Source organism: Butyricicoccus sp. AF35-5AC, from assembly GCF_003477715.1.
GTDB classification, from domain to species: Bacteria; Bacillota; Clostridia; order Oscillospirales; family Butyricicoccaceae; genus Agathobaculum; species Agathobaculum butyriciproducens.
The window spans coordinates 23,463-45,294 of record NZ_QUDX01000010.1; the positions used below are offsets into that span (position 1 = coordinate 23,463).

Sequence of the window (21,832 nt, forward strand, 5' to 3'; positions counted from 1 at the left end):
AATTATGGTCTTCAGTGATTTATTGTGCTATACTATCCACAGAACATCCCCAAAAGGAGGAACTTTATTATGGTACAAGTGAATGCGATCGGTGACGCATGTCCGATTCCGGTCATCAAAACGCTGCACGCGCTGCAGGATTTAAACGGTGCGGGCACGGTGCAGACGCTGGTAGATAATGAAATTGCGGTGCAGAATCTGACCCGCCTTGCGGAGAGCAAAGGCTGCTCGATCACGACCGAAAAGCGCTCGGACAAGGAGTTCTGCGTGACAATCACGACTGAAAATTCCATCGGCAAGGCAGAAGCCGATGAGCAGATTGCCTGCACGGTACCGGCGGCGCAGAAAAAGACGGTCGTTGTCATTTCCGCCGACCATATGGGCGAGGGCGACGAGGAGCTTGGCCGCATTCTCATCAAAGGCTTTATTTTTGCGCTCACCCAGCAGGAGCACCTGCCGAGCACGATTCTGTTCTACAACGGCGGCGCACGCCTGACCTGCGAAGACTCGGCATCGCTCGAGGATCTGAAAAACCTGGCATCGCTCGGTGTGGAGATTCTGACCTGCGGTACCTGTCTCAACCACTACGGCCTGACCGACAAGCTGGCAGTCGGTGACGTGACCAACATGTACGTCATCACCGAGAAGCAGATGCAGGCCGACCTCATTCTGCGCCCGTGATGCGGCGCAAACGACCGTTTGCGGTCATCGCGTTCGCGTCCACCGAGCAGGCACTCGCGGCAGAAGCCATGTTCACGCAGCGCGGTCTGCCCGGACGCATGATCCCGATTCCCTCTCAGGTGAGCGCAGGCTGCGGACTGGCATGGAAGGCCGAAACAAGCGAGGAACAGGTGCTCCTCGACGCTCTGTGTGAAACCGGCATCGGATTCGAGACACATGCTCTTGTCGAACTGTTCGACTGACGGAGGAAATCATGATTTATCTGGATAACGCAGCGACCACGCTGCACAAGCCGCCTGAAGTCGCAGAGGCGGTCAAAAACGCCATTCTTACCGCAGGAAATGCATCGCGCGGCGCACACGGCGTGTCGCTTTCCGCGTCGCGCATGGTGTTCGAAACGCGGAGCAGGCTGGCGAAGCTGTTCGGCTGTCCGCGTGCGGACCATGTTGTGTTCACCGCGAACTCCACCGAGGCGCTGAACATTGCACTCTACGGTCTGTTTTCGTCCGGCGATCACGTCATTTCGACCGATCTGGAGCACAATTCCGTGCTCCGTCCGCTGTATGATCTGCAGACGCGCGGCGTATCGGTAGATTTTGTACCGGCGGACCGTCAGGGCAATATCCGCTATGAGGATATGGAAACGCTCTTTCGACCGGAAACCAAGGCCGTTGTCTGCACGCATGCATCCAATCTGACCGGAAACCTGCTCGATATCGCCAAAATCGGTGCAATGGCGCACGCACACAGTGCCCTTCTGGTTGCAGACGCGTCACAGACGGCAGGTGCGGTACCGATCGACATGCAGCGCATGAACATTGACGTGCTCTGCTTCACCGGCCACAAGGGCCTGATGGGTCCGCAGGGAACCGGCGGCCTGTGCATCCGGCCGGGTGTAGAGCTTCGGCCGCTGCTCCGCGGCGGTACCGGCATTCACTCCTACGACCGCGAACAGCCGCAGGCGTATCCCGCACGGCTCGAGGCGGGCACGCTCAATACGCACGGCATCGCCGGACTGCATGCCGCGCTGAAATTTATCGAAAAACAGACCGTGCAGGCCATCGGAGCACACGAACGCGCACTCATGCGGCGGTTTTACGACGGTGTGAAGGACATTGACGGCGTGACCGTCTACGGCAATTTCTCCCGGCCGGAACGCGCGGCTGTCGTGGCACTTAACATCCGCGATTATGACTCCGCCGAGGTCGCGGACGCGCTGTTTGCCGATTATGACATCGCCACACGCGCCGGTGCACACTGTGCGCCGCGCATGCACGAGGCGCTCGGCACCGTGCAGCAGGGCGCGGTGCGCTTCAGCTTTTCGTATTTCAACACGGAAAACGAGGTCGATACCGCAATTGCCGCCGTGCGGGAGCTGGCGGAGTAATCCTGCATTTTCCCCAAAGGAGCCTTACCTATGAGCAACCAGCTTGCCGTGCTGTTTCCCGGCATCGGCTACCATATCGACAAACCGCTGCTGTATTACAGCGCAAAACTTGCACGCGCACGCGGCTGTTACCTGCTCGCGGTGCAGTATCCTGCTCTGCCGACCGGTTTGAGAGGCCATGCCGAAAAAATCGAACAGGCTGTGCAGACCGCGCTTTCTGCCGCAGAGGAACAGCTTACCGCCATCGACTGGACCGCTTACGACCGCGTTTTCTTCCTCTCGAAGAGCATCGGCACTGCGATTGCAGCACGCTACGCCGTCCGGCAGGGCATTCATCCGCGGCAGGTGTACTACACGCCGATTGAGCAAGCCCTGCCCTATCTCGACCCGACCGGCATTGCCTTTCACGGCACCGCCGATCCGTGGGCGGACACCGAGATGATCACGAACGGCTGCCGGAAGATCGGCATTCCGCTCTATCTGACCGAAAACGCCAACCACTCAATGGAAACCGGCGATACCTTGCACGATATTTTTATTCTGCACGATATTATGGATGAAACCGCACACTGGATGGATTCTCCGACGTAACTACCGTTTTCCGTTTACTTTTTCCGCCCTCTATGATAAAATAAACTATCATAATGAGGAAGTATGTCTATGAGAAAAAATGTACTCGAATATTTGGAATCCTCTGCCCGAATGCATGCGGACAAGCCTGCGTTCTGCGATGAGAACCGCGTGTTTACCTTCGGCGAGCTGCTGAAGGCCGCACAGGGTCTGGGCACCCACCTTGCCAAAACCGTCGATACGCTGCACAAGCCGGTCGCGGTTTTGATCGGCCGCACGGCCGAAAGCGTTGCCGCGATGCAGGGCGTGCTGTATGCGGGCGGCTGCTACGTTCCGATCGACGACCACATGCCGGAAGCGCGTATCCGCCGCATTTTCGAGCAGGTCCATCCTGTTGCCATCGTCTACGCCGAGGGCAACCGTAAGCAGGCTGAGCCGCTTGCCGACTGTGCCCCGCTCATCTCGATGGACGAGGGCTTTGCAGCACCGGCTGACGCAAACCTGCTGCAGTCCATCCGTGAGAGCGTACTGGATATCGACCCGGTTTACCTGCTGTTCACCTCGGGTTCGACCGGTGCGCCGAAGGGAATCGTCATTCCGCACCGTGCGGTCATCGACTTCACCGACTGGATGAGCGAGTTCTGCGGCTACACTGAAAACGATGTTTTCGGCAATCAGGCACCGTTTTACTTTGACCTTTCGTGCAAGGACCTGTACCAGACTCTTTCGCTCGGTGCAACCTGCCATATTTTCTCGAAAAAGCTGTTCACCTTCCCGATGCTGCTGCTCAAGGAGATGGAGCGTGTCGGCGTGACCGCCATCAACTGGGCGACCAGCGCGTTTCACTTCGTGGCAAGCTCGGGTGCGCTGAGCAAATGTGCACCGCCCACGCTGTGCAAAGCCGCTCTCGGCGGTGAAGCGCTGCAGGCGCGCTATGTCAATGCGTGGAAGGCCGCGATTCCGGGTCTCGAGGTTGTCAATATGTACGGACCGACCGAGACCACCGTGGACTGTGCCGCATTCCACCTCACCCGCGACTACCGCGACGATGAAGCCATTCCAATCGGCAAAGCCTGCCGCAACATGCAGATTGTGCTGCTCGACAAGGACGGCAAGCCCGTTCCGGACGGCGAGGCCGGTGAGATCTGCGTGCGCGGCAGCGGACTGGCCAGCGGCTACTTCGGCAACTGGGAAAAGACAACCGAATGCTTCATCCAGAACCCGACAAACCCGTATTTCCGCGATATTCTGTACCGCACAGGCGATATCGCCGTCAAGAAGGATGACGGTCTGCTGTATTTCCTGTCGCGGCAGGACGGACAGATCAAGCACATGGGCTACCGCATCGAGCTTGGCGAAATCGAGACCGCGCTGCACAGCGTGGACGGCATCGCCGCAGCAGCCTGCCTGTTCGACCGCAACCGCGACCGCATTGTCTGCATCTACGAGGGCGAACCGGACGCCGCGGCACTCGCGCGTGCCATGCGCAGGCTGGTGCCCAAGTATATGCTGCCCAACATCTACGAAAAGCTGGACGCACTGCCGATGAACGCCAACGGCAAGATCGACCGTGTCAAGCTGAAGGAGCAATTTATCCATGCGGAAGATTGAGAATTTCGCACAGATTTCCGATCTGCTGAACGCACAGCTCAAGAAAGGCGTCATTACCAACAACTTTCTGCGCGGTGACGACTACACGCGCGAAATCGCGAACGGACTGTACATCCACGAGGCAGACGGCGCACTGCTGCTGTTCCGCGAACGCGGCGACCACCTTGTGATGACGTTTTATCTGCATCCGAACGCGGTGCTTTCCCTGCCGGAGACGGACAGGCCGGTTATGACCGAGCTGTCCTGCCGCGCCAAGGACGCGGACGCGATGGCCAATGCTGCCGAGCAGTTCTGCGCTCTCGGTTTTCGTGAGGTGCTGCGCCGCACGCGGCGCACCCGCAAATCGGAAGCATTTCCGGTGGCAACAACCGCAGTTCCTGCAAAGCCGGAGGATTTCGAGGATATTTCCCGCTTTTTAAGCGAGCACTTCTCCGCTCTCACCGGCTGTCTGCCGACTGCGGACGATCTGCGCGAAAACCTCGCAAACGGCCATACCGTTATCACCCGGGACGAAAAAGGTGTTTCCGGTGTGCTGCATTTTGCGGTTTCCCGCGTCTCGACCGAGATTCGGCACCTTGCCGTGCGTGCGGACTGCCGCGGACGCGGACTGGCAGGCGAACTGCTCACCGCCTACCTGAGTGTGACAGACGGCGCAAAAAGTCAGGTATGGGCGCGGACCGGCAATGCTCCTGCCGAGCATTTTTACGAACAACACGGCTATCAGCCCGACGGATGGACTTCCGCCGTGCTGCAATATAATTAAAGGAGAAATCGACCATGAGAGAAAAAATTATCGAAATTCTGAATGAGATCTGCCCGGGCAACGACTTTGAGAACGAAACTGCCATCATCGATGACGGCATCATCGATTCCCTCGACATCGTAGCCGTTATTTCCGAGCTGATGGAGGAGTTTGACGTTCAGCTGGGTGTCAACGACCTGACGCCTGAGAACTTCAACTCGGTTGACGCCATCGTTGAACTGATCGAGAACGCGCAGGACTAATGGCTTTTACTTCCGCTTCATTTATCGTACTTACCATTGCGAGCGTGCTGCTCTACTACATCGTGCCGAAAAAGGCACAGTGGTGCATCCTGCTGCTGGCGAGTGCGGCGTTTTACATGGCCGGCTCGGTCAAGGCGTTTGCGTGGGTGGTTCTGGTGGCCGGAATGACCTGGGTAACCGGACTCATTCTCGGGCGCTATAACGCCATCAAGCCTGCCGACAAGGCGCAAAAGACCCAAATACAGCACAAAAAGAGGCAGATCGCGGTAATTTGCGCGGTCTGCTGTTTTGGCTTGCTCTACGCGATGAAATACTGGAATTTCACGCTCGAGCTGCTGCCGTCCGCGCTCGGCAATCACATTCCCCGATGGGATTTTGTCGTGCCGCTCGGTCTGTCGTTTTTCATTTTCCAGTCCATGAGCTACGTCATTGACGTGTACCGCGGCAAATATGCGCCCGAGCGCAATCCGCTGCGCTACGGCCTGTTCGTATCGTTCTTTCCGCAGATGGTGCAGGGACCGATCAGCCGTTTCGATCAGCTGGCGCCGCAGCTTACTGCAGAGCGCAAGCTGTGCTGGGATGACCTGCAGATCGGCATTCAGCTGGCGCTCTGGGGGTACTTCAAAAAAATCGTCATCGCTGACCGCGCAGCTGTTCTGGTAAACAACGTCATCATGGAGAACTGTCCGTACGGCGGTGCTGTCATTGCGCTCGGTATTCTGTTTTACTGCATTCAGCTGTACTGCGATTTTTCCGGCGGCATCGATATCACACGCGGCGTCGCGCGCATGTTCGGCATTGATATGACGCTCAACTTCCGCCGACCGCTGTTTTCCACCTCGCTCACCGACTACTGGCGCCGCTGGCACATCACGCTCGGTGCGTGGATGCGCGACTATGTGTTCTATCCTCTGGCGTTTTCCAAGCCGTTCGGCAAGCTGGGCAAGTGGGCGCGCAAGCATTTCAAGGGCATGATGGGCAAGATCTGTGCCACCTCGACCGCTACGTTTATCGTGTATTTGATCATCGGCATCTGGCACGGCGCCAACTTCCGCTACATTGCGTTCGGCCTGTGGAACGGCATCCTCATTACCGCTTCCCTGCTGATGGAGCGCCGCTTCCTTTCGTGGAAGGAAAAGCTGCACATCAACGACAAATCGACCGGCTGGCGCATCTTTATGACCGTCCGCACATTCGGACTGGTGTTTATCGGCCGTTATTTCACCCGCGCACCGCGTCTCAAGACTGTATTCACGCTGCTCGGAACGACCGTGCTGCACCCGCATTTCAGTGAGTTTACGTCGGTTGTGCCGACGCTTGGATTGGGTATTTCCGACTTTATCATCATTTTTGTCGGCATTCTCATCGTCCACGGCGTGGAGTTCTTTGAGGAACGCGGCACGGATGTGCAGGCGTGGCTCAACGAGCGCCCGGCGCTCATGCAGCTGACCGTGCTGACCGTTTCGCTCGTGGTCCTGCTGCTGTTCGGCATTTTCCGTGCCGGATACATCTCGTCCGAGTTCATCTACAAGCAATTTTAAGGAGGCAGAGCATGAACGCAAAAAAATGGGTGCTTTCTCTGCCCGTTATCGTGCTGATCCTGGCCGCACTGCTGGCCGGATTCAACTACGTCACCGACCCGTTCGGCGCGTTTGGCGACCGGTTTATGCAGTGGTTTTCGTATGACGAGACCAACAACCCGCGTGCGGCGAAAATCTCCTATCTCGAACAGCACCATGACGAGTATGACTCGTATTTCCTCGGCTGCTCGTCCACCAGCTCGCTGCCGACCGAATCGTTTAACGAGATGCTGAACGCGAAGTTCTACAACCTCATCATGTACGGCGCGGATATGAAGGACTGCGAAAAGATCGCAAACTACCTCATCGACAACTACACGGTCAAAAATCTGGTGCTGAATGTGTATCTGGACAACGGCCTGACCTACGATGATGAGTCCAACAAGCTGACCCACAGCCTGCACTACAAAACCGACCCGGATATGTCCGCGCTGTCGTATTACTCGCGGTTTCTCCTCGCGGACCCGCGGTACGGCTATCAGAAGCTGGTGAATAAGAGCAAGGACACGCTCATGCCGCAGTCGTTCGACGTATTCGACGAGCAGACCGGTGCGTATGACAAGCGCGTGCGTGATGTAGAGCCGATCGGCTCTACCGCGGATTATCTGAACGCCTATCCGGTATTCACCGATTATCCCAACCACGAGCCGCTGCACCTGTACAAGACCGAAGCCTGCATGCAGTCGGTAGCTGCAATCCGCAAGGTTTGCGAGGAAAACGGCGTTAATCTCATTGTGCTGACCGCTCCGGTGTACACCGACTATTACAAGAACTTTTACGACGATGATATCACGAATTTCTACGAATCTCTTTCCAAAGTGACCGATTACTGGGATTTTTCGTCCTCATCTGTCAGCAGTGAGCCGCGCTTCTTCTACGACAGCACGCACTTCCGCAACAACATCGGCGAGATGATGGCAGCCCGCATTGCCGAGAAGGAGTATCCCGACTTTACGCCTGCCATCACCGCGATTCCGTCGGATTTCGGCACTTATGTAACGGCTGACACGCCGCATGACTATTTCACGCAGCGTCCTGCACCGCGCACGGACAACGACACCGCCGTTCAGGTTCCGGTGCTGACGTGGCACCAGCTGACCGAGGATGTGAGCGGCTCAGCTACCATTTCGCCGGAGGCGTTCCGCAAACAGATTCAGGCGCTTTCCGATGCCGGCTGCAACGCGATTTCGCTTGAGCAGCTGCGCGATTATGTGTACAACGGTACGCCGCTGCCCGAAAAGCCGATTGTTCTCACGTTCGACGACGGCTATCTGAGCAACTACGAGGACGCATTCCCTGTGCTGGGGGAATACAACATGAAGGCGACCATTTTCGCCATCGGCGTTTCCATCGGCAAGGACACCTACAAGAATACCGACCACGCCATGACACCGCACTTCGGCGCGGCTGAGATGCAGGAAATGGTGGATTCCGGCCTGATTTCCATCCAGAGCCACACCTATGACATGCACCAGTGGCCGCCGTTCGAGGACGGCAACGACCGTGTTCGGGAAACACTCGCGCAGCTTCCCGGCGAAAGCGATGCGGACTATGAAGCCGCTGTCAGGGCTGACATCCAGCAGAGCCAGCAGGCCATCGAGCCGATCACCGGCGAAACGGTCAACGCGCTGTCCTATCCGGAAGGCGCGTACGGCACACTGACGATGGATGCGCTGCGCAGCCAGGGCATCGAGCTGACGTTCACCACCCAGCCGGGCGTGAATGCGGTCGTACAGGGTTTGCCGCAGACGCTGTACAGCATGCACCGCATTACCATGACCGAGGATACGGATATGGAGGACTTTCTGGCAGAATTGGAGCAATAATCCTTTATACAGCAAAAGAAAACCCGATTGCGTACACGCAATCGGGTTTTCCAGTCTGTCAAAAAAGTATTATTTTAATTTTTACGCTTCGTGCGGCAGCACGCATAAAATAGAATTTGCGAAGCAAATTCATAAAAACCGGGGGCGTGTACCTCGGTTTTTATACTTTAAGAGGGAGAAAGTTTCCGAATGGGAACTTTCGAACGTCCGTGTTTTGCAAAGTCAAAACACAGATTGTCGGAAAAACGATAGTTTTTCGACAGTCTCACCCGATTGCGTACACGCAATCGGGTTTTCTTTTGCTTATTCTGCGCCGTAGCCGCGCATTGCACCATACATTTCCGGTCTCCGGTCGCGGTAGACACCCCACGAACGGCGCATCTCACGGATTTCATCCAAATCGAACGTATGCGTCAGCACGCCTGCGTTTTCGCGGTCAGCCTGCTCGACAAGCGCGCCGGTCTCATCCGCGATAAAGGACGAGCCGTAAAACGTCAGCGAGGACGACTGGTGCTGGTTATCCTCAGTCGGCTTTACGGTCTCGGTGCCGATGCGGTTTGCAGCGATCAGCGGCATAATATTCGCCGCCGCGTGACCCTGCATGCAGCGCCGCCAGTGCGGCATGGAATCGCAGTCGAGAATCGGCTCGGAGCCGATAGCCGTCGGGTAGAACAGCAGCTCGGCGCCCTGCAGCGCCATGCAGCGCGCGGACTCCGGGAACCACTGGTCCCAGCAGATACCGACGCCGATTTTCGCATAAGCCGTATCCCAGACCTTGAATCCGGTATTTCCGGGCGTAAAATAGAACTTTTCCTGATAAAAATGGTCATCCGGAATGTGGGTCTTGCGGTACTGACCCATGATCGTGCCGTCCGCGTCAATGACAGCCACCGTGTTGAACGTGGTCTCACCGACCCGCTCGTAGTAGCTGACCGGAATGACGACCTTGAAATCACGGGCAATGGTCTGCATCTCGCGGACCGCCGGATTTTCCTCGAGCGTTGTCGCTAAATGGTAATTTTCATAGCTTTTTTCCTGGCAGAAATACCAGTTTTCAAACAGTTCGGGCAGCAAAATGATCTGCGCACCCTGAGATGCCGCTTCGCGAACCTTCTCGCAGGCTTCTTCCAGACCATAGGTCATCTGAATCGCAGCAACGGTTACTTTATTGGACATAAAAGATTCTCTCCTTTATAGCGGCAACACCACACAATTAAAGCTGCGGTGCTTTGCGGAAATTTTGTGCTCTGCTGTCGTTGCGATTTCACGGTAATACACAAAGTATTACCGCAAAACCGCGCCTAAGCAGAACGCAAAATTTGCTCGCAAATCACTCTTGTTCAATTATGCGGTATTGCCTTATCTTCTCTTGCGCGTGGGCGGCTTTTTGCCCTTGCCGGGCTTGCCGCCGCGTCCCTTGCCGCTGTGACGGCGGCGCTCCGCGCGATTGCCTCTCGGAGCACGGTCGGTATCCTCACGGCGCGGACGATCCAGCTTTTCCGAAACCGGAAGCGAGCCGTCTGCCGGTGCAAAGTCGATCTGACCGGTGGTGTCGCTTGCAGCAAGCAGCTTGACACGCATCGGCGTGCCGATCGTAAACCGCTTGCCGGTGTGGCGGCCGACCATCGCCATGTGCTCCTCGTCATACTGGTAGAAGTCGCCGGTCATCAGCTCTGCACGAATCAGACCCTCACAGCCGTTTTCCAGCGCAACGAACACGCCGAACGACTGTACGCCGGAAACCTCCGCGTCAAATTCCTCACCGATAAACTGCTGCATGTAGGACGCGATATACAGCTTGTCGATGTCGCGTTCGCAGTTGTCGGCAGCCTGTTCGCGGTTTGTGGACTGGTCTGCGGCTTCCTCGCACATCGTTTCGTCTGCCGCGGTAAATTCTTCGCCGAGAAGCGCCTTCTGTAGCATGCGGTGCGCCACCAGATCGGGATAACGGCGGATTGGCGAGGTAAAGTGCAGGTAGAACTTCGCCTTCAGACCGTAATGGCCAATACACTCATCCGCGTAGCGGGCACGCGCCAGCGAGCGCAGCAGAAGCGTCGGCAGCACGCGCTGCTTCGGGTCGTTCTTTGCGCCGCGCAGCACGGTCTGGAACTGCGCCGTATCCTCCGGCTTGGACGGGTCGATGCGGTAGCCGAACGGACGCGCAAACGACGCAAACACGCGCAGCTTGTCCGGATCGGGATTCTCGTGCACACGGTAGACGGTCGGCAGCTCGCGCTTGCACATATACTCGGCAACCGCTTCGTTGGCCTGCAGCATGAATTCCTCGATCAGCTTTTCACTCTCGCCGCGCTCACGGAACCGGATTTCAACCGGCTTGCCGTTCTCGTCCACGCGGATTTCCGCCTCCGGAATGTCCAGCTCGAGTGCGCCGCGCTCAATGCGGCGCTTGTACAGCGCGTGCGCCAGATTGTTCATCGTCTCGGCAGTCTCGACCAGAAAGGCGTATTCCTCGCGCAGCCCCTTGTCCCCCGCGAGGATTTTGTTGACCTTGTTGTAGGTCATGCGGGCCTTGGAGCAGATGACCGACTTGGCAAATTTCGCGCCATACCGGCGGCCGTCCTTATCGACCTCCATCAGCGCGGAGAACGCCAGACGGTCCACCTTCGGGTTGAGCGAGCAGATGCCGTTGGACAGCGCGAACGGCAGCATCGGCACAACGTGTCCCGGGAAATAAACCGACGTGCCGCGGCGGAACGCCTCGGCGTCAAGCGGCGAATCCGGCGTGACGTAATGGCTCACATCCGCGATGTGTACGCCGAGCAGATAGTGTCCGTTTTCCAGCTTTTCGAGCGAAACCGCGTCGTCAAAGTCCTTCGCGTCATCGCCGTCGATGGTAAAGATCAGCTTGTCACGCAGGTCAAGCCGCTTGCCGGCGGTGCCCATATCGACCTCCTGCGGAATGGCGAGCGCCTGCTCGAGCACCTCGTTCGGGAATACATCGTACACACCGTTTTCGTGCAGAACAGCCGCGATAGCGGCCTCCATTGTACCGCTTTCGCCCAAATCCACGCGAACAACGCCCTGCGGCATAAACTGCTCATCGCCGTAGTGCGAGATTGAAACAGCCACGCAGTCACCGACGGCGGCTTCGCCGAGGTCATGCTTGTCCACCGCGATCTCCGGATACTTTTTCGAGGTCGGCTGCACGAAAAATGCCTTGCCGCGCTGCACGAGTTCGCCGGTCAGCTCCTTGCCGGCGCGTCCCAGCACGCGAATAACGGTTGCTTCCTTGCGGCCGCGGTTGTTCTTGCGCTCACTCACCTTGACGAGCACGCGGTCGCCGTGCCACGCACCGCCGGACGCATTCGGCGGGATGAACAGATCATCCGGCTTGGCTTCGCCCTCCGGATAATCCGGCGCAACAAACGCGAATGCCCGCTCGGTAGCCAGATAGGTTCCGGCCGCACAGCCGTAGTGCGCGGAGACCGCAAAGCGGTTTTTCTTATTTTTCATCACCCTGCCGTCCGCAATGAGCGCATCCAGCGCGTTTTTGAGATTGTTTTTGCCTGCATTCGGCAGCTCGCGCCGGATGTCCTCAATGCGGCATGGGTGCACCAGGATTTCCAACAGTCTGGATTCCAATTCGGTGTCTGCTTCTTTATTTTTCATGTTCGCCCCTCCAATCTTCGGCTTCTGGCGAAAAAATCAATGCACTATTTCATTGTTATTATACCATTCTCAAATCTTATTGAAAAGCAAAAACCAAGTAAACCCATCACCATCCGCAAATTTGTACAGAATGTGACGAACAACATGAATTGACGCGGACAAGTCCGCATGGTACTATATAATAAGTTATCACAGTGATTTGGAGGGAATTTGCATGAAAGCACTCATCACGGGTGCGTCCTCTGGACTGGGACGCGAAATGGCGCGCCTGCTGGCGGCACGCGGCTACGAGCTGATCCTGTGCGCCCGCAGAGAGGAACGCCTGCGCGAACTGGCGGCAGAGCTGCCGGTACCGTGCCGCGTCATCGCGGCGGACGTGTCGGACGAACAGGAATGCCGCCTGCTGTACGAGGCGGTACAGAGTGAGGAGCTGGAGGTCGTGATCAACAACGCGGGGTTCGGTCTGTTCGGCGAGTTTGTCACCGCCGATCTGGATGAGGAGCTGCGCATGATCGACACCAACGTGCGTGCCGTGCACATTCTCACCAAGCTGGCTGTGCGGGATTTTGTGCAGCGCGGACGCGGCTACATTCTCAACGTATCATCCTCGGCGGGATTTTTGCCGGGACCGCTGATGGCGACCTATTACGCCACAAAAAACTATGTTCTGCGCCTGACCGAAGCCTTGCGCGAGGAGCTGCGCCGCGCCGGCTCTCCGGTGCGTGTGTGCGCCCTCTGTCCGGGACCGGTGGACACCGAGTTCAACAAAGTCGCAGGCGTGCGGTTTTCGCTCTCCGGTCTGTCGGCAGAGCGTGTGGCGCGCGAAGCTGTTGACGGCCTGTTTGCAGGCAAGGCGGTTGTCGTTCCGGGTGCAGCCATGAAGGCCATGACACTGGCGCGGCATTTCGCGCCGGACAGCATTCTTGCCCGTATCACCTATCATTTTCAGCATAAGAAGGGCGCAAAATGACTGCAAAAGAGATAAAAAGAACGCTGCAAAGCGAATTTGTGCGTACATTGCGCAAGCCGTTCGTGGACGCGGTAAAAGCATATGGACTGGTAAAACCGAGCGATAAGGTTGCGGTCTGCATCTCGGGCGGCAAGGATTCTATGCTGCTGGCACTGCTGCTGCAGGATTTGCAGCACACGGTGGATTTTGACCTCGTGTTCCTTGCAATGGACCCGGGCTATGCGCCGGAGGGCCGCAGGCACCTCGAGGAAAACGCAAAACGACTGGACATCCCGCTCGAAATTTTCGACACCGACGTACTGCGCGTGGCAGGGATACACTCTGCCGAGCACCCCTGCTTTCTGTGCGCAAAGATGCGCCGCGGCTATCTGTACACCGAAGCACGCAAGCGCGGCTGCAATAAAATCGCGCTCGGTCATCACTATGATGATGCCATCGGCACCGTGCTGATGGGACTGATCTACGGCGGTCAGGTGCAGGCCATGCTGCCGCGCGTCAAGGCCAAGAATTACGAGGGCATGGAGCTGATCCGTCCGCTGTATTTCACGCGCGAGCAGAGTGTCCTCGACTGGGCGGAATATTGCGGTCTGACCTTCCTGCCGTGCGACTGTCCGGCGAAAAAGCTGGAAAGCGACACCAAGCGCGCGGAAATCAAGCAGCTGATCGCGTCTCTCGCGGCAAACAACCCGCAGATTGAGGCGAATATCTTCAACGCGGTCAAGAACGTCGATACCGCCAAGCTGCTCGGCTGGCGCGATGCGAACGGTAAACATAATTTTCTGGATCAATTTGACTAACGAGGCGCAGTTATGAACATCAAACGAGCAAAAAACGAAATCAAAAATGCGCTCAAGGCGTATCTCACGACCGATGAATTCGGCGCGTATCGCATTCCGCCGATTCGGCAGCGACCAATCCTGCTGATGGGTCCTCCGGGCATCGGCAAAACGCAGATCATGCAGCAGATCGCCGAGGAGACCGGCGTCGGTCTTGTCTCCTACACGCTGACGCACCACACGCGCCAGTCCGCGCTCGGTCTGCCGTTCATCGATAAGGTGGTGCTCGGCGGCGAGGAACGCACGGTCACCGCCTACACGATGAGCGAGATTATCGCTTCGGTGTACCGCGAAATGGAACGTACAGGCGTAAAAGAAGGCATTCTGTTCCTCGATGAGATCAACTGCATTTCCGAGACGCTCACGCCGATGATGCTGCAGTTTCTGCAGTGCAAGACCTTCGGCAACCAGCAGCTGCCTGCCGGATGGGTGGTCGTAGCGGCCGGAAATCCGCCGGAATACAACAAATCCGTGCGGGAATTTGACGTGGTAACACTCGACCGCGTCAAAAAAATCGACATCGGAGAGGATTTCGGCGTGTGGAAGGAGTACGCGTACCGACGCGGCATCCACGGCGCGATTCTGTCCTATCTCGAGATCCGGCGCGAGCATTTCTACCGCGTGGAGACCACCGCCGATGGCTTGCAGTTCGTCACCGCACGCGGCTGGGAGGATTTGTCCGAGCTGATGCAGGTGTACGAGTCGCTGGGTATTCCGGTTGATCGTCAGGTTGTGGAGCAGTATTTGCAGCTGCCGCAGGTGGCAAGTGATTTTGCTAATTATCTGCAGCTTTATGACAAATACAAGCAGGTTTACCGCGTGGATGAGCTGCTTTCCGGCACCTGGGAGCCGGTTCGCGCTTCCGAACTGCGGGACGCGCCGTTTGACGAAAAGCTGGGCGTACTCGGTCTGCTGCTGAGCCGGCTGGCGGACGGTGCCCGTGACGCATACCGTCTGGATGCGCTGACCGACGCACTTCATGCCGACCTGCTCGCCATCCGAGAAGGCGAAAAAGCCATCGCTTCCCTGCCGGATGAAAAGCGTACCGCGCTTGCAGACAAGCGAAACGGCGGCTCGTCCGACAAGGACGCGCTCTATGTCGCCTCCCGTGAGGTGGAGCGTCTGGATGCCTACCGGCAGGCGCTCACACTCGAAAAAGTACCCGATGAGCAGCAGTTTGACCGTCTGAAGACGCTTTTCTCCGCCGATGTGGACGCACGCGCGGCCGCCGCAGACAAGACCGACACCGAACTTGCGAACGCCTTTGCCTTCCTCGATGCCGCCATTCCGGACTCGCAGGAGCTGGTGCTGTTCGCTACCGAACTGACCGCGAACTGGTTTACCTCGTGGTTTATCCAGAACTTCGGGTGCGATGCGTATTTCGCGCATAACAAGCGCCTGCTGTTCGATGATACGCAGAAACAGCTTCTGCAGGATATTGAATCCGCAAGAAACGAAGAATCATGAACAATTTATCCGGAAACCCGGTTGCGCATTAGACTGCAGCCGGGTTTCCGGCATATGTAGAGGGTGTTTCATCTGCGGTTTTCCACCGTCAAGAACGGGTTTGACCTCTCTATGGTTGCCATCAGCGCTGGATTGTGCCTGTTCCATCACTGCCCGTTTTACGGCATCGGTGTCGGCACAGTGCTCTCCGCACTGCTGCTCGGACGGGTCATCAAGCTTTTTGAGCTGCTCCCGCTGTCCGGCGCATAAAAACGCCGCCTGCACACATCATTCCTTGATGTAACGCAGACGGCGCAGAAACTCTTCGTTGTCGGTTTTTTCGCAGATAGCGTCAATGCCGGAGGAGATGATCCAGACCGCCATGCCGCGCCGCGCGCACAGCACCAGCATATCAATGATCATCTTGTGATGCGCCGATTCCTGTCCCGCGAACGGGAAAAAGCAGATCAGCAGCTTGGGATTGAGCAGATACCACCGATAATACGAAAACCGCAGACGATCGGGCAGTGACCATGCGCTGAGCGGACGCAGCAGCATTTCGCGCGGGAACCAGCGAGTCGCCTCCTCCAGAATACTGGAGACGAGCTTTTTGCGGATCAGCCGCTTGTCTGCCTTAGGAATCAGACAGGTGCACAGATTGTCGAGCGCGGTCATGTTGTCAAACAGCACGCCGCCCGGTCGGTCGGGCTGCTCAATCTGGATGCCGATCTCAGTGCCGATGATACGGTTCAGCTCGCTGTGGTCGTAAATTCTGCCGTCCAGCCGGAAAATGCCGTTCTGCCAGCCCTGATTCCCCAGAAAGCAGTCGTGCAGACGGCGTCCGGTGCTGTAATTCTCATCGTGCAGAAAGGCGATCTCGCCGGCGCATACCTCGAAGGACAGCGGCGGCAGTGGCGGCAGGGACAGTTCAAATACGGAAAGCACCGTCTTGCCCTTTGCGGGCGCTGTGCGCTCCATCCATGCCGGACGGCTGGCACGCTCCCAACCGAGCAGCTCAAACAGGCACGGCCCGTATTCCTCGGGATACAGCCGGAAAAAGGTGCGGCGCTCCTTAATCACATCAATGCGGCCGGCATAGCGGAACATGAACATCTCATCCATATCGAAAAGGAGCACCGCCATGCCATGCCCGAGCAGAAGCTGTACGCACTGCATCAGCCGGTCCTGATCCTGCCGGCGCAGTGCCTCTGTCATCCGATCGAGGACGAGCAGCCGACAGCCGGTGAACCATGCGCGGAACACCGAAAGCCGGTAATAATCCAGCACCGAAAGGTCGGCAAGGCGCGTCTCCCACGAATGCTCCAGCCCAAGCTGCCGCAGCATATCGGTCGCGGCAAGCGATTTCAGCCGTGCCGCACTGCGGTTCTTCTGCCGGTACGAGGTCGTTCTGCCAAGCGCCAGCACAAAATCGCGCATGGTCAGCTCCCTGCCCGCAAAGCGGGATTTGTCCACCAGCATGGTGTTCTGCCGGATCCAGTGCTCGATCACTGCGGCGCCTGTCTTGCTGCCGCAGCAGAAGGCGCGTCCGTCCGTCAGTGCAAGGCGTCCCTTGAAAAGATCCAGATATGCAGTACCGGAGGTCAAATACTCATCCACATATACGCCGATGCACTCGCCACAGGAAACCGAGATATCAAACCGGTATTCGCCGGTATCGCTGCGGAATACACCATGCTCAATGCGTATCAGTTCTTCCTTCATGTCACTCCTCCTGCAGCAGCAGCGGCAGTGTAACGCAGCATTCGGTACCGATTCCCTTCGCGCTGAATATCCGCAGACCGTAATTTTCTCCGAACATCAGCCGTATACGGCTGTTGACATTGCGCAGCGCAATGCCGCCGCGTTTGCGGCTGACGGCGTTCGCGCTTCCATGGGCAAACTCCTCGTTCAGCTGCTCCACCTGCTCCTCGGAAATACCGATTCCGTCGTCCTTGACGCGCAGAAACAGCGTGTTTTCGCTGTTTTCCACCGAAATATGTACGGTTCCCTGCCCTATCTTGCCCTCCAGACCATGCACGACGGCGTTTTCCACCAGCGGCTGCAGGATCAGCTTGGGCATACGCGCCTCAAGCAAGTCCTCGTTTTCCATTTCCAGTTCCATATCCAGCTTGTCACCGAAGCGGCAGCGCTGGATGGTGAAATAGTTCTCGGCGTTGTCCAACTCGTCCGAAAAGGTGACATATTCCTGCACATTGGAGATGGTGTAGCGAAAAAAAGTCGCCAGTGCCTCGGTCGTCTCCGCGATGTCCTCGCAATCCGCCAAGAGCGCATCCGAACGGATCGCCTCAAGCGCATTGTACAGAAAATGCGGATTGATCTGGTTTTGCAGCGCCAGATACTCCGCCTGCTTCTGCCGCAGGCGGGTGATCTCCTCGCCGTGCAGACGATCCTCGATCTCGTGGAAAAAGGCAAAAATATCGCGGCAGCGGCTCCAATCCTCGTGCAGCACCGCGTCCAGATTGCCGTCCCGCCGATAGCGGCGCAGCGCCCGGCGCAGCTTCCATTGTGTTTTCAGCCACATGCCCTTCACCTACCTGTACAGCTTTTTATAGTCCGACGGACTGATTCCGGTGGTTTTCTTGAACAGGCGGGAAAAATATTTCAGGTCACGGTAGCCAACCTGTTCGGCAACGTCCTGCACCGAGCATTCATCGCCGCACAGCAATTCCTTCGCCTTATTCATGCGCAGCTCGGTCAGATAATCCATGAAATTCTGTCCGGTCTCCTTTTTGAACATGGCGGAAAAGTAGGTCGCGTTGAAGCCGACCGCATTGCTGACGTCCTCGAGCCGCAGAGATTCCTGATAATGCTGCTGGATAAAGTGCTTTGCGTCCGTAATGGGACGCGCTTCGCGCTGAGAGCGCTCCCGGCGCAGGCGGTTCAGCTCACCGCTGACGCCGTCCTGCAGCAGCCGAAGCAGCTCCTGTGCGTTGGTACACTGCCACAGTCCGTCCTCCATGCGCTGATAGAACTGCTCATCGGCGCTGCCGTCCTGCTGCAAGCCGTAGCGCACCGCAGTTAGTATCTGCCGGACCCAGTCCTCCAGCATTTGTCCCCAGAGCGGCTGCATAGACATAACTGCGCGGTAGCTGTCCTCCAGCTCCTCGGCGTACTGCTCGGTGTTCAGACATGCGGCAGCCTCCTGAAAGCGGCGCTTCTGCGCGCCGTCCAGCGTATAATGCAGGGAAAAATCCGGTGTTTCGGCTTCGGCGTCCCGCCAGTTCGGTGTGTGGCACAAACCGTCGATGCACAGCCAAAGCGCCTCCTTCAGCGAAACGGACAGCTTTTCTGCGGTGCTCTGCCGACTGCCAAGGCAGACGGCGGCGCGAATGCCCCAGAACAGGTCGCGCTGCTTTTCGATCTCCTTGCGTATCTTGGTGAAGCACCGCTTGACCTCGACCGGCTGATACTCCGGCGTATACACGGCCGCCACGATACCCTCGCGGCGTGCCGATGCCACAAAGCCGCAGTCCATCTGTCCCAGCTCCTGCCGGACGATCTCGAGCGCGTGCTTCTGCATGGCACGGAAGCCGTCCTGATTTTCTGCCGCAGACGGAATATTTGGCTTGATAACAGCCGCAAAGTAGCTGCCGCCTTCGGGCAGACCGCGCTCCAGATCAAACGAGCGCACGGTGCTCGAGGTGCGTACACCGCCGCGCACCTCAGTCATCAGGGTGTCGATGATGCGCTCCTGCTCACGCTCGCTGCTCTTTTTCAAGCGGTACTCTATCGCTGCTTCCTCGCCCATCTTCTCCTTGAGGCTGATCAGCAGATCGACCATTTCCTCCTGCTTGAGCGGCTTAAGCAGATAGCCTTCTACGCCGTATTTGAGCGCATTCTGCGCATATTCAAACTGGCGGTAGCCGCTGACGATGATAAAATGCAGTCCCGGCTGAATCTGCTTTGCCTGCCGAATGAGGTCAATGCCGTCACAGCCGGGCATGCGGATATCGGTCACCAGCAAGTGCGGCTTCTTTTCGCGCACTTGATCGAGTGCGCTTATACCGTCGCTCGCCATGCCGACAATCTCAAAGCCAAGACCTTCCCAGTCAATCAGCTTGCGCATCAGCAGCAGGACCTTTTTTTCATCATCTGCCAGTACGACCCTTAACATACATATTCCCCTTTGAAGGTAATTTTAGGAAAATGAATTTCGCTTGTTGATAAGAAAAAGGGAAAACGTATCCGTTTTCCCTTTTTCTTATTCATAATAACACTGTTTGCAAGGATTTGCAAAGTGTTTCCGAGAGATTACTCGTAATCGCCTACGTTGCTGGAGTCGATCCAGGTGTTGTCGGTTACGATCTCGGTGGTGTCGAGGGTTTCACCCTTGAGCAGCTTAACAGCAGCCTCGATGCCGTTTGCAGCCATAGCGCCGCCGTTCTGAGAAACGGTACCGGTGATGCGGCCGTCCTGAATAGCCTCAAAGCCGTCCGGCGTGCCGTCAACGCCTGTGATAACGATGCCGGAGTTTGCACCTGCTGCGTTGCCGGCGCCTACTGCCATGCCGTCGTTCTCACAAACGATAGCATCCAGATCGTAAGCGGACAGCCAGCTCTCAACAGTGGACTGTGCGCTTGCGGTATCCCACTGGCAGTCAGCCGGAGCAACGACCTGCTTGATCTCGGGGTAGTTCTTCAGAATGTTCTCGTAGCCTTCCATACGCTGCAGACCGCCTGCGTCGCCGGACGGGCCGGTCAGGATAGCGATGTTGCCCTTGCCGCCGAGGAGCTTTGCAACCTGCTCCATCTCGGTTTCGCCAGCCTTTACGTTGTTGCCGTAGGAAACAGCGGAGATGCCATTGTCCTGCCAATCGGTGCAGGCAGAGATGATGTTGATCATAACAACACCGGCATCAGCTGCAGACTTTGCAGCATCCGCGAGGCCGTCCGGATCAACAGGCTCGAACAGAATGGCGTCATAGCCCTCGGATACGCACTGCTCAATCTGGCTGATCTGGGTAGCAGCGTCCTGATCAGCGCTCAGGATGGTCAGGTCAACGCCCAGCTCGTCAGCCTTGGCCTCAGCAGCCTCGGATACGGCAATCTGGAATGCGTTGGTCTGGTGCTGCTGGATGAGGGCGATCTTGTAGGAATCGCTGCCGGAATCAGCACCGGAATCGGTTCCTGCATCAGAACCGGTGGAAGTACCGCCGCAGGCAGCCAGACTCAGAGTCATGGCACCGGTAAGCAGCATAGCGAGAAGTCTCTTTTTCATTTTCTTTTTCCTCCTTAGAGAAGTTGTGGTTATGATAGGAGGAGAGAGGAGCGTTCGCACGCTCCTGCGGTCCTCACAGTCAACAATGGAAATCAGTTTTTCTTGGTCTTGCCCTTTACGTCGATCAGAACGGCTACCACGATGATAACGCCCTTGACGATCTTCTGCCAGTGGGACGATACGCCCATAATATCCAGACCGTTTGCGATAACGGTGATCAGCAGACAGCCGATGACAACGCCCCACGGCTTGCCTACGCCGCCGGTCATGGATACGCCGCCGACTACGCACGCGGTGATGGCGTCCATCTCGTAGCTCTCGGCTGCGGTCGGCTGGCCGATGGTAACGCGTGAGGTCATCAGGAAGCCGCACAGACCAGCCAGCAGGCCTGCAATAGCAAATGTGGAGATGCGGATCGCGGTGGTGTTGATGCCGGAAACGCGGGCTGCCTGCAGATTGCCGCCGCAAGCGTAAACACGTCGTCCGTAAACCGTTTTAGATAAAACAAATGCACAGATGATGATAACGATTACAAGAAAGATGGACAGCATCGGAATGCCTGCGATAGAAGATGCAGCGACCGCCTTGTAGCCCTTGCTGATGCCGGTGATCGGCTTGCCGTTGGAGGTCAGCAGCGCCAGACCACGCACAGCCGTCATCGAGCCGAGTGTCATAATAAACGGGGGCAAATCGCCGATGGCAACGCCGATGCCGTTTACCATGCCGACTGCCAGACCGGCCAGCATCGCAACGACCAGCGGCACGATCAGCGGCAGGTCACCCTTGCCGAGCAGCGCTGCCAGAATGCCGGTGAATGCTACGGTAGAGCCGACCGACATATCAAATCCGCCCGCAATAATGACGAACATCATGCCGAACGCCAGAATGCCGTTGATGGAAGCCTGCTTGAGGATGTTGACGAGGTTGTTCGGGCTGATGAAGCTGGGCTTCAGAATGGTCAGCGCAACGACCAGTACGATAAAGATCAGGAAGATGAAGTATTCACTGATCAGTCCTTTAAGATTTTTCTGTTTCATGTTGTTCCCCTTCCT

Annotated in this window: 20 protein-coding genes; 13 read left to right on the forward strand and 7 right to left on the reverse strand. The window is 57.2% G+C overall.

The genetic code is table 11. The features are described from left to right. Positions 1-69: 69 nt before the first annotated feature. The 9 genes from yedF (at position 70) to DWZ82_RS11835 (ending at position 8,660) form a co-directional block, all read left to right on the forward strand. Positions 70-681, forward strand: coding sequence for a sulfurtransferase-like selenium metabolism protein YedF (yedF, locus tag DWZ82_RS11795; RefSeq protein ID WP_118481012.1), 612 nt, complete (start codon positions 70-72; stop codon positions 679-681). Further along, positions 681-923: a DUF3343 domain-containing protein gene (locus DWZ82_RS11800; protein WP_117751907.1), complete on the forward strand. Its 243-nt coding sequence runs from the start codon at positions 681-683 to the stop codon at positions 921-923. Before yedF ends, DWZ82_RS11800 begins: the two co-directional genes overlap by 1 nt. Before the next feature lie 11 nt (positions 924-934). Then, positions 935-2,068: an aminotransferase class V-fold PLP-dependent enzyme gene (locus DWZ82_RS11805; RefSeq protein ID WP_118481013.1), complete on the forward strand. Its 1,134-nt coding sequence runs from the start codon at positions 935-937 to the stop codon at positions 2,066-2,068. Positions 2,069-2,098: 30 nt separating this feature from the next. Further along, the gene (locus DWZ82_RS11810; protein WP_118481014.1) at positions 2,099-2,659 is read left to right on the forward strand and encodes an alpha/beta hydrolase; all 561 of its coding nucleotides are present in this window, start codon (positions 2,099-2,101) and stop codon (positions 2,657-2,659) included. Between the two features lie 69 nt (positions 2,660-2,728). Further along, positions 2,729-4,249, forward strand: coding sequence for an amino acid adenylation domain-containing protein (locus DWZ82_RS11815; RefSeq protein ID WP_158575227.1), 1,521 nt, complete (start codon positions 2,729-2,731; stop codon positions 4,247-4,249). Beyond that, positions 4,236-5,012 (forward strand): GNAT family N-acetyltransferase, encoded by a 777-nt coding sequence (locus tag DWZ82_RS11820; protein WP_118481016.1) that lies wholly within the window; start codon positions 4,236-4,238, stop codon positions 5,010-5,012. The genes DWZ82_RS11815 and DWZ82_RS11820 overlap by 14 nt, the downstream gene beginning before the upstream one ends. 14 nt (positions 5,013-5,026) lie before the next feature. Beyond that, positions 5,027-5,254 (forward strand): acyl carrier protein, encoded by a 228-nt coding sequence (locus DWZ82_RS11825; RefSeq protein WP_110435814.1) that lies wholly within the window; start codon positions 5,027-5,029, stop codon positions 5,252-5,254. Further along, a complete protein-coding gene (locus DWZ82_RS11830) occupies positions 5,254-6,795 on the forward strand; it encodes an MBOAT family O-acyltransferase (protein WP_118481017.1) in 1,542 nt (513 codons plus the stop codon). The genes DWZ82_RS11825 and DWZ82_RS11830 overlap by 1 nt, the downstream gene beginning before the upstream one ends. A gap of 11 nt (positions 6,796-6,806) precedes the next feature. Continuing rightward, positions 6,807-8,660 (forward strand): polysaccharide deacetylase family protein, encoded by a 1,854-nt coding sequence (locus DWZ82_RS11835; protein ID WP_118481018.1) that lies wholly within the window; start codon positions 6,807-6,809, stop codon positions 8,658-8,660. A 303-nt stretch (positions 8,661-8,963) separates the two neighbouring features. Here DWZ82_RS11835 and aguB read toward each other — a convergent pair whose 3' ends face one another. Beyond that, entirely contained in the window at positions 8,964-9,836 is an 873-nt protein-coding gene (gene aguB, locus DWZ82_RS11840) for an N-carbamoylputrescine amidase (protein WP_117491513.1), read from the reverse strand. A gap of 183 nt (positions 9,837-10,019) precedes the next feature. Further along, a complete protein-coding gene (rnr, locus tag DWZ82_RS11845) occupies positions 10,020-12,290 on the reverse strand; it encodes a ribonuclease R (RefSeq protein ID WP_118481019.1) in 2,271 nt (756 codons plus the stop codon). Between the two features lie 214 nt (positions 12,291-12,504). Here rnr and DWZ82_RS11850 point away from each other — a divergent pair, with 214 nt between their 5' ends. The 4 genes from DWZ82_RS11850 to DWZ82_RS11865 all read left to right on the forward strand — a co-directional run bounded on the left by DWZ82_RS11850 (position 12,505) and on the right by DWZ82_RS11865 (position 15,812). Beyond that, positions 12,505-13,260, forward strand: coding sequence for an SDR family NAD(P)-dependent oxidoreductase (locus tag DWZ82_RS11850; protein WP_117751914.1), 756 nt, complete (start codon positions 12,505-12,507; stop codon positions 13,258-13,260). After that, positions 13,257-14,057, forward strand: coding sequence for a tRNA lysidine(34) synthetase (locus DWZ82_RS11855; protein WP_118481020.1), 801 nt, complete (start codon positions 13,257-13,259; stop codon positions 14,055-14,057). Before DWZ82_RS11850 ends, DWZ82_RS11855 begins: the two co-directional genes overlap by 4 nt. A 12-nt stretch (positions 14,058-14,069) precedes the next feature. Further along, the gene (locus DWZ82_RS11860) at positions 14,070-15,563 is read left to right on the forward strand and encodes an AAA family ATPase (protein ID WP_118481021.1); all 1,494 of its coding nucleotides are present in this window, start codon (positions 14,070-14,072) and stop codon (positions 15,561-15,563) included. A gap of 63 nt (positions 15,564-15,626) precedes the next feature. Next, positions 15,627-15,812 (forward strand): hypothetical protein, encoded by a 186-nt coding sequence (locus DWZ82_RS11865; RefSeq protein ID WP_118481022.1) that lies wholly within the window; start codon positions 15,627-15,629, stop codon positions 15,810-15,812. An 18-nt stretch (positions 15,813-15,830) separates the two neighbouring features. Here DWZ82_RS11865 and DWZ82_RS11870 read toward each other — a convergent pair whose 3' ends face one another. The 5 genes from DWZ82_RS11870 to DWZ82_RS11890 form a co-directional block, all read right to left on the reverse strand. Then, positions 15,831-17,264: a hypothetical protein gene (locus tag DWZ82_RS11870; RefSeq protein ID WP_118481023.1), complete on the reverse strand. Its 1,434-nt coding sequence runs from the start codon at positions 17,262-17,264 to the stop codon at positions 15,831-15,833. Between the two features lies 1 nt (position 17,265). Continuing rightward, entirely contained in the window at positions 17,266-18,084 is an 819-nt protein-coding gene (locus tag DWZ82_RS11875; protein ID WP_118481024.1) for a sensor histidine kinase, read from the reverse strand. A gap of 9 nt (positions 18,085-18,093) precedes the next feature. Continuing rightward, the gene (locus DWZ82_RS11880; protein ID WP_118481025.1) at positions 18,094-19,677 is read right to left on the reverse strand and encodes a response regulator transcription factor; all 1,584 of its coding nucleotides are present in this window, start codon (positions 19,675-19,677) and stop codon (positions 18,094-18,096) included. 137 nt (positions 19,678-19,814) lie between these two features. Then, positions 19,815-20,780: a sugar ABC transporter substrate-binding protein gene (locus DWZ82_RS11885; RefSeq protein WP_118481026.1), complete on the reverse strand. Its 966-nt coding sequence runs from the start codon at positions 20,778-20,780 to the stop codon at positions 19,815-19,817. Positions 20,781-20,872: 92 nt separating this feature from the next. Then, complete coding sequence (locus DWZ82_RS11890) at positions 20,873-21,817, reverse strand: ABC transporter permease (RefSeq protein ID WP_118360888.1); 945 nt, start codon at positions 21,815-21,817, stop codon at positions 20,873-20,875. Positions 21,818-21,832: the final 15 nt, after the last annotated feature.

Excerpts from the sequence above, each read along its gene's own strand:
- yedF (WP_118481012.1), top strand. The coding sequence starts at position 70 with ATGGTACAAGTGAATGCGATCGGTGACGCATGTCCGATTCCGGTCATC.
- DWZ82_RS11800 (WP_117751907.1), top strand. The coding sequence starts at position 681 with ATGCGGCGCAAACGACCGTTTGCGGTCATCGCGTTCGCGTCCACCGAG.
- DWZ82_RS11805 (WP_118481013.1), top strand. The coding sequence starts at position 935 with ATGATTTATCTGGATAACGCAGCGACCACGCTGCACAAGCCGCCTGAA.
- DWZ82_RS11810 (WP_118481014.1), top strand. The coding sequence starts at position 2,099 with ATGAGCAACCAGCTTGCCGTGCTGTTTCCCGGCATCGGCTACCATATC.
- DWZ82_RS11815 (WP_158575227.1), top strand. The coding sequence starts at position 2,729 with ATGAGAAAAAATGTACTCGAATATTTGGAATCCTCTGCCCGAATGCAT.
- DWZ82_RS11820 (WP_118481016.1), top strand. The coding sequence starts at position 4,236 with ATGCGGAAGATTGAGAATTTCGCACAGATTTCCGATCTGCTGAACGCA.
- DWZ82_RS11825 (WP_110435814.1), top strand. The coding sequence starts at position 5,027 with ATGAGAGAAAAAATTATCGAAATTCTGAATGAGATCTGCCCGGGCAAC.
- DWZ82_RS11830 (WP_118481017.1), top strand. The coding sequence starts at position 5,254 with ATGGCTTTTACTTCCGCTTCATTTATCGTACTTACCATTGCGAGCGTG.
- DWZ82_RS11835 (WP_118481018.1), top strand. The coding sequence starts at position 6,807 with ATGAACGCAAAAAAATGGGTGCTTTCTCTGCCCGTTATCGTGCTGATC.
- aguB (WP_117491513.1), bottom strand. The coding sequence starts at position 9,836 with ATGTCCAATAAAGTAACCGTTGCTGCGATTCAGATGACCTATGGTCTG.
- rnr (WP_118481019.1), bottom strand. The coding sequence starts at position 12,290 with ATGAAAAATAAAGAAGCAGACACCGAATTGGAATCCAGACTGTTGGAA.
- DWZ82_RS11850 (WP_117751914.1), top strand. The coding sequence starts at position 12,505 with ATGAAAGCACTCATCACGGGTGCGTCCTCTGGACTGGGACGCGAAATG.
- DWZ82_RS11855 (WP_118481020.1), top strand. The coding sequence starts at position 13,257 with ATGACTGCAAAAGAGATAAAAAGAACGCTGCAAAGCGAATTTGTGCGT.
- DWZ82_RS11860 (WP_118481021.1), top strand. The coding sequence starts at position 14,070 with ATGAACATCAAACGAGCAAAAAACGAAATCAAAAATGCGCTCAAGGCG.
- DWZ82_RS11870 (WP_118481023.1), bottom strand. The coding sequence starts at position 17,264 with ATGAAGGAAGAACTGATACGCATTGAGCATGGTGTATTCCGCAGCGAT.
- DWZ82_RS11875 (WP_118481024.1), bottom strand. The coding sequence starts at position 18,084 with ATGTGGCTGAAAACACAATGGAAGCTGCGCCGGGCGCTGCGCCGCTAT.
- DWZ82_RS11880 (WP_118481025.1), bottom strand. The coding sequence starts at position 19,677 with ATGTTAAGGGTCGTACTGGCAGATGATGAAAAAAAGGTCCTGCTGCTG.
- DWZ82_RS11885 (WP_118481026.1), bottom strand. The coding sequence starts at position 20,780 with ATGAAAAAGAGACTTCTCGCTATGCTGCTTACCGGTGCCATGACTCTG.
- DWZ82_RS11890 (WP_118360888.1), bottom strand. The coding sequence starts at position 21,817 with ATGAAACAGAAAAATCTTAAAGGACTGATCAGTGAATACTTCATCTTC.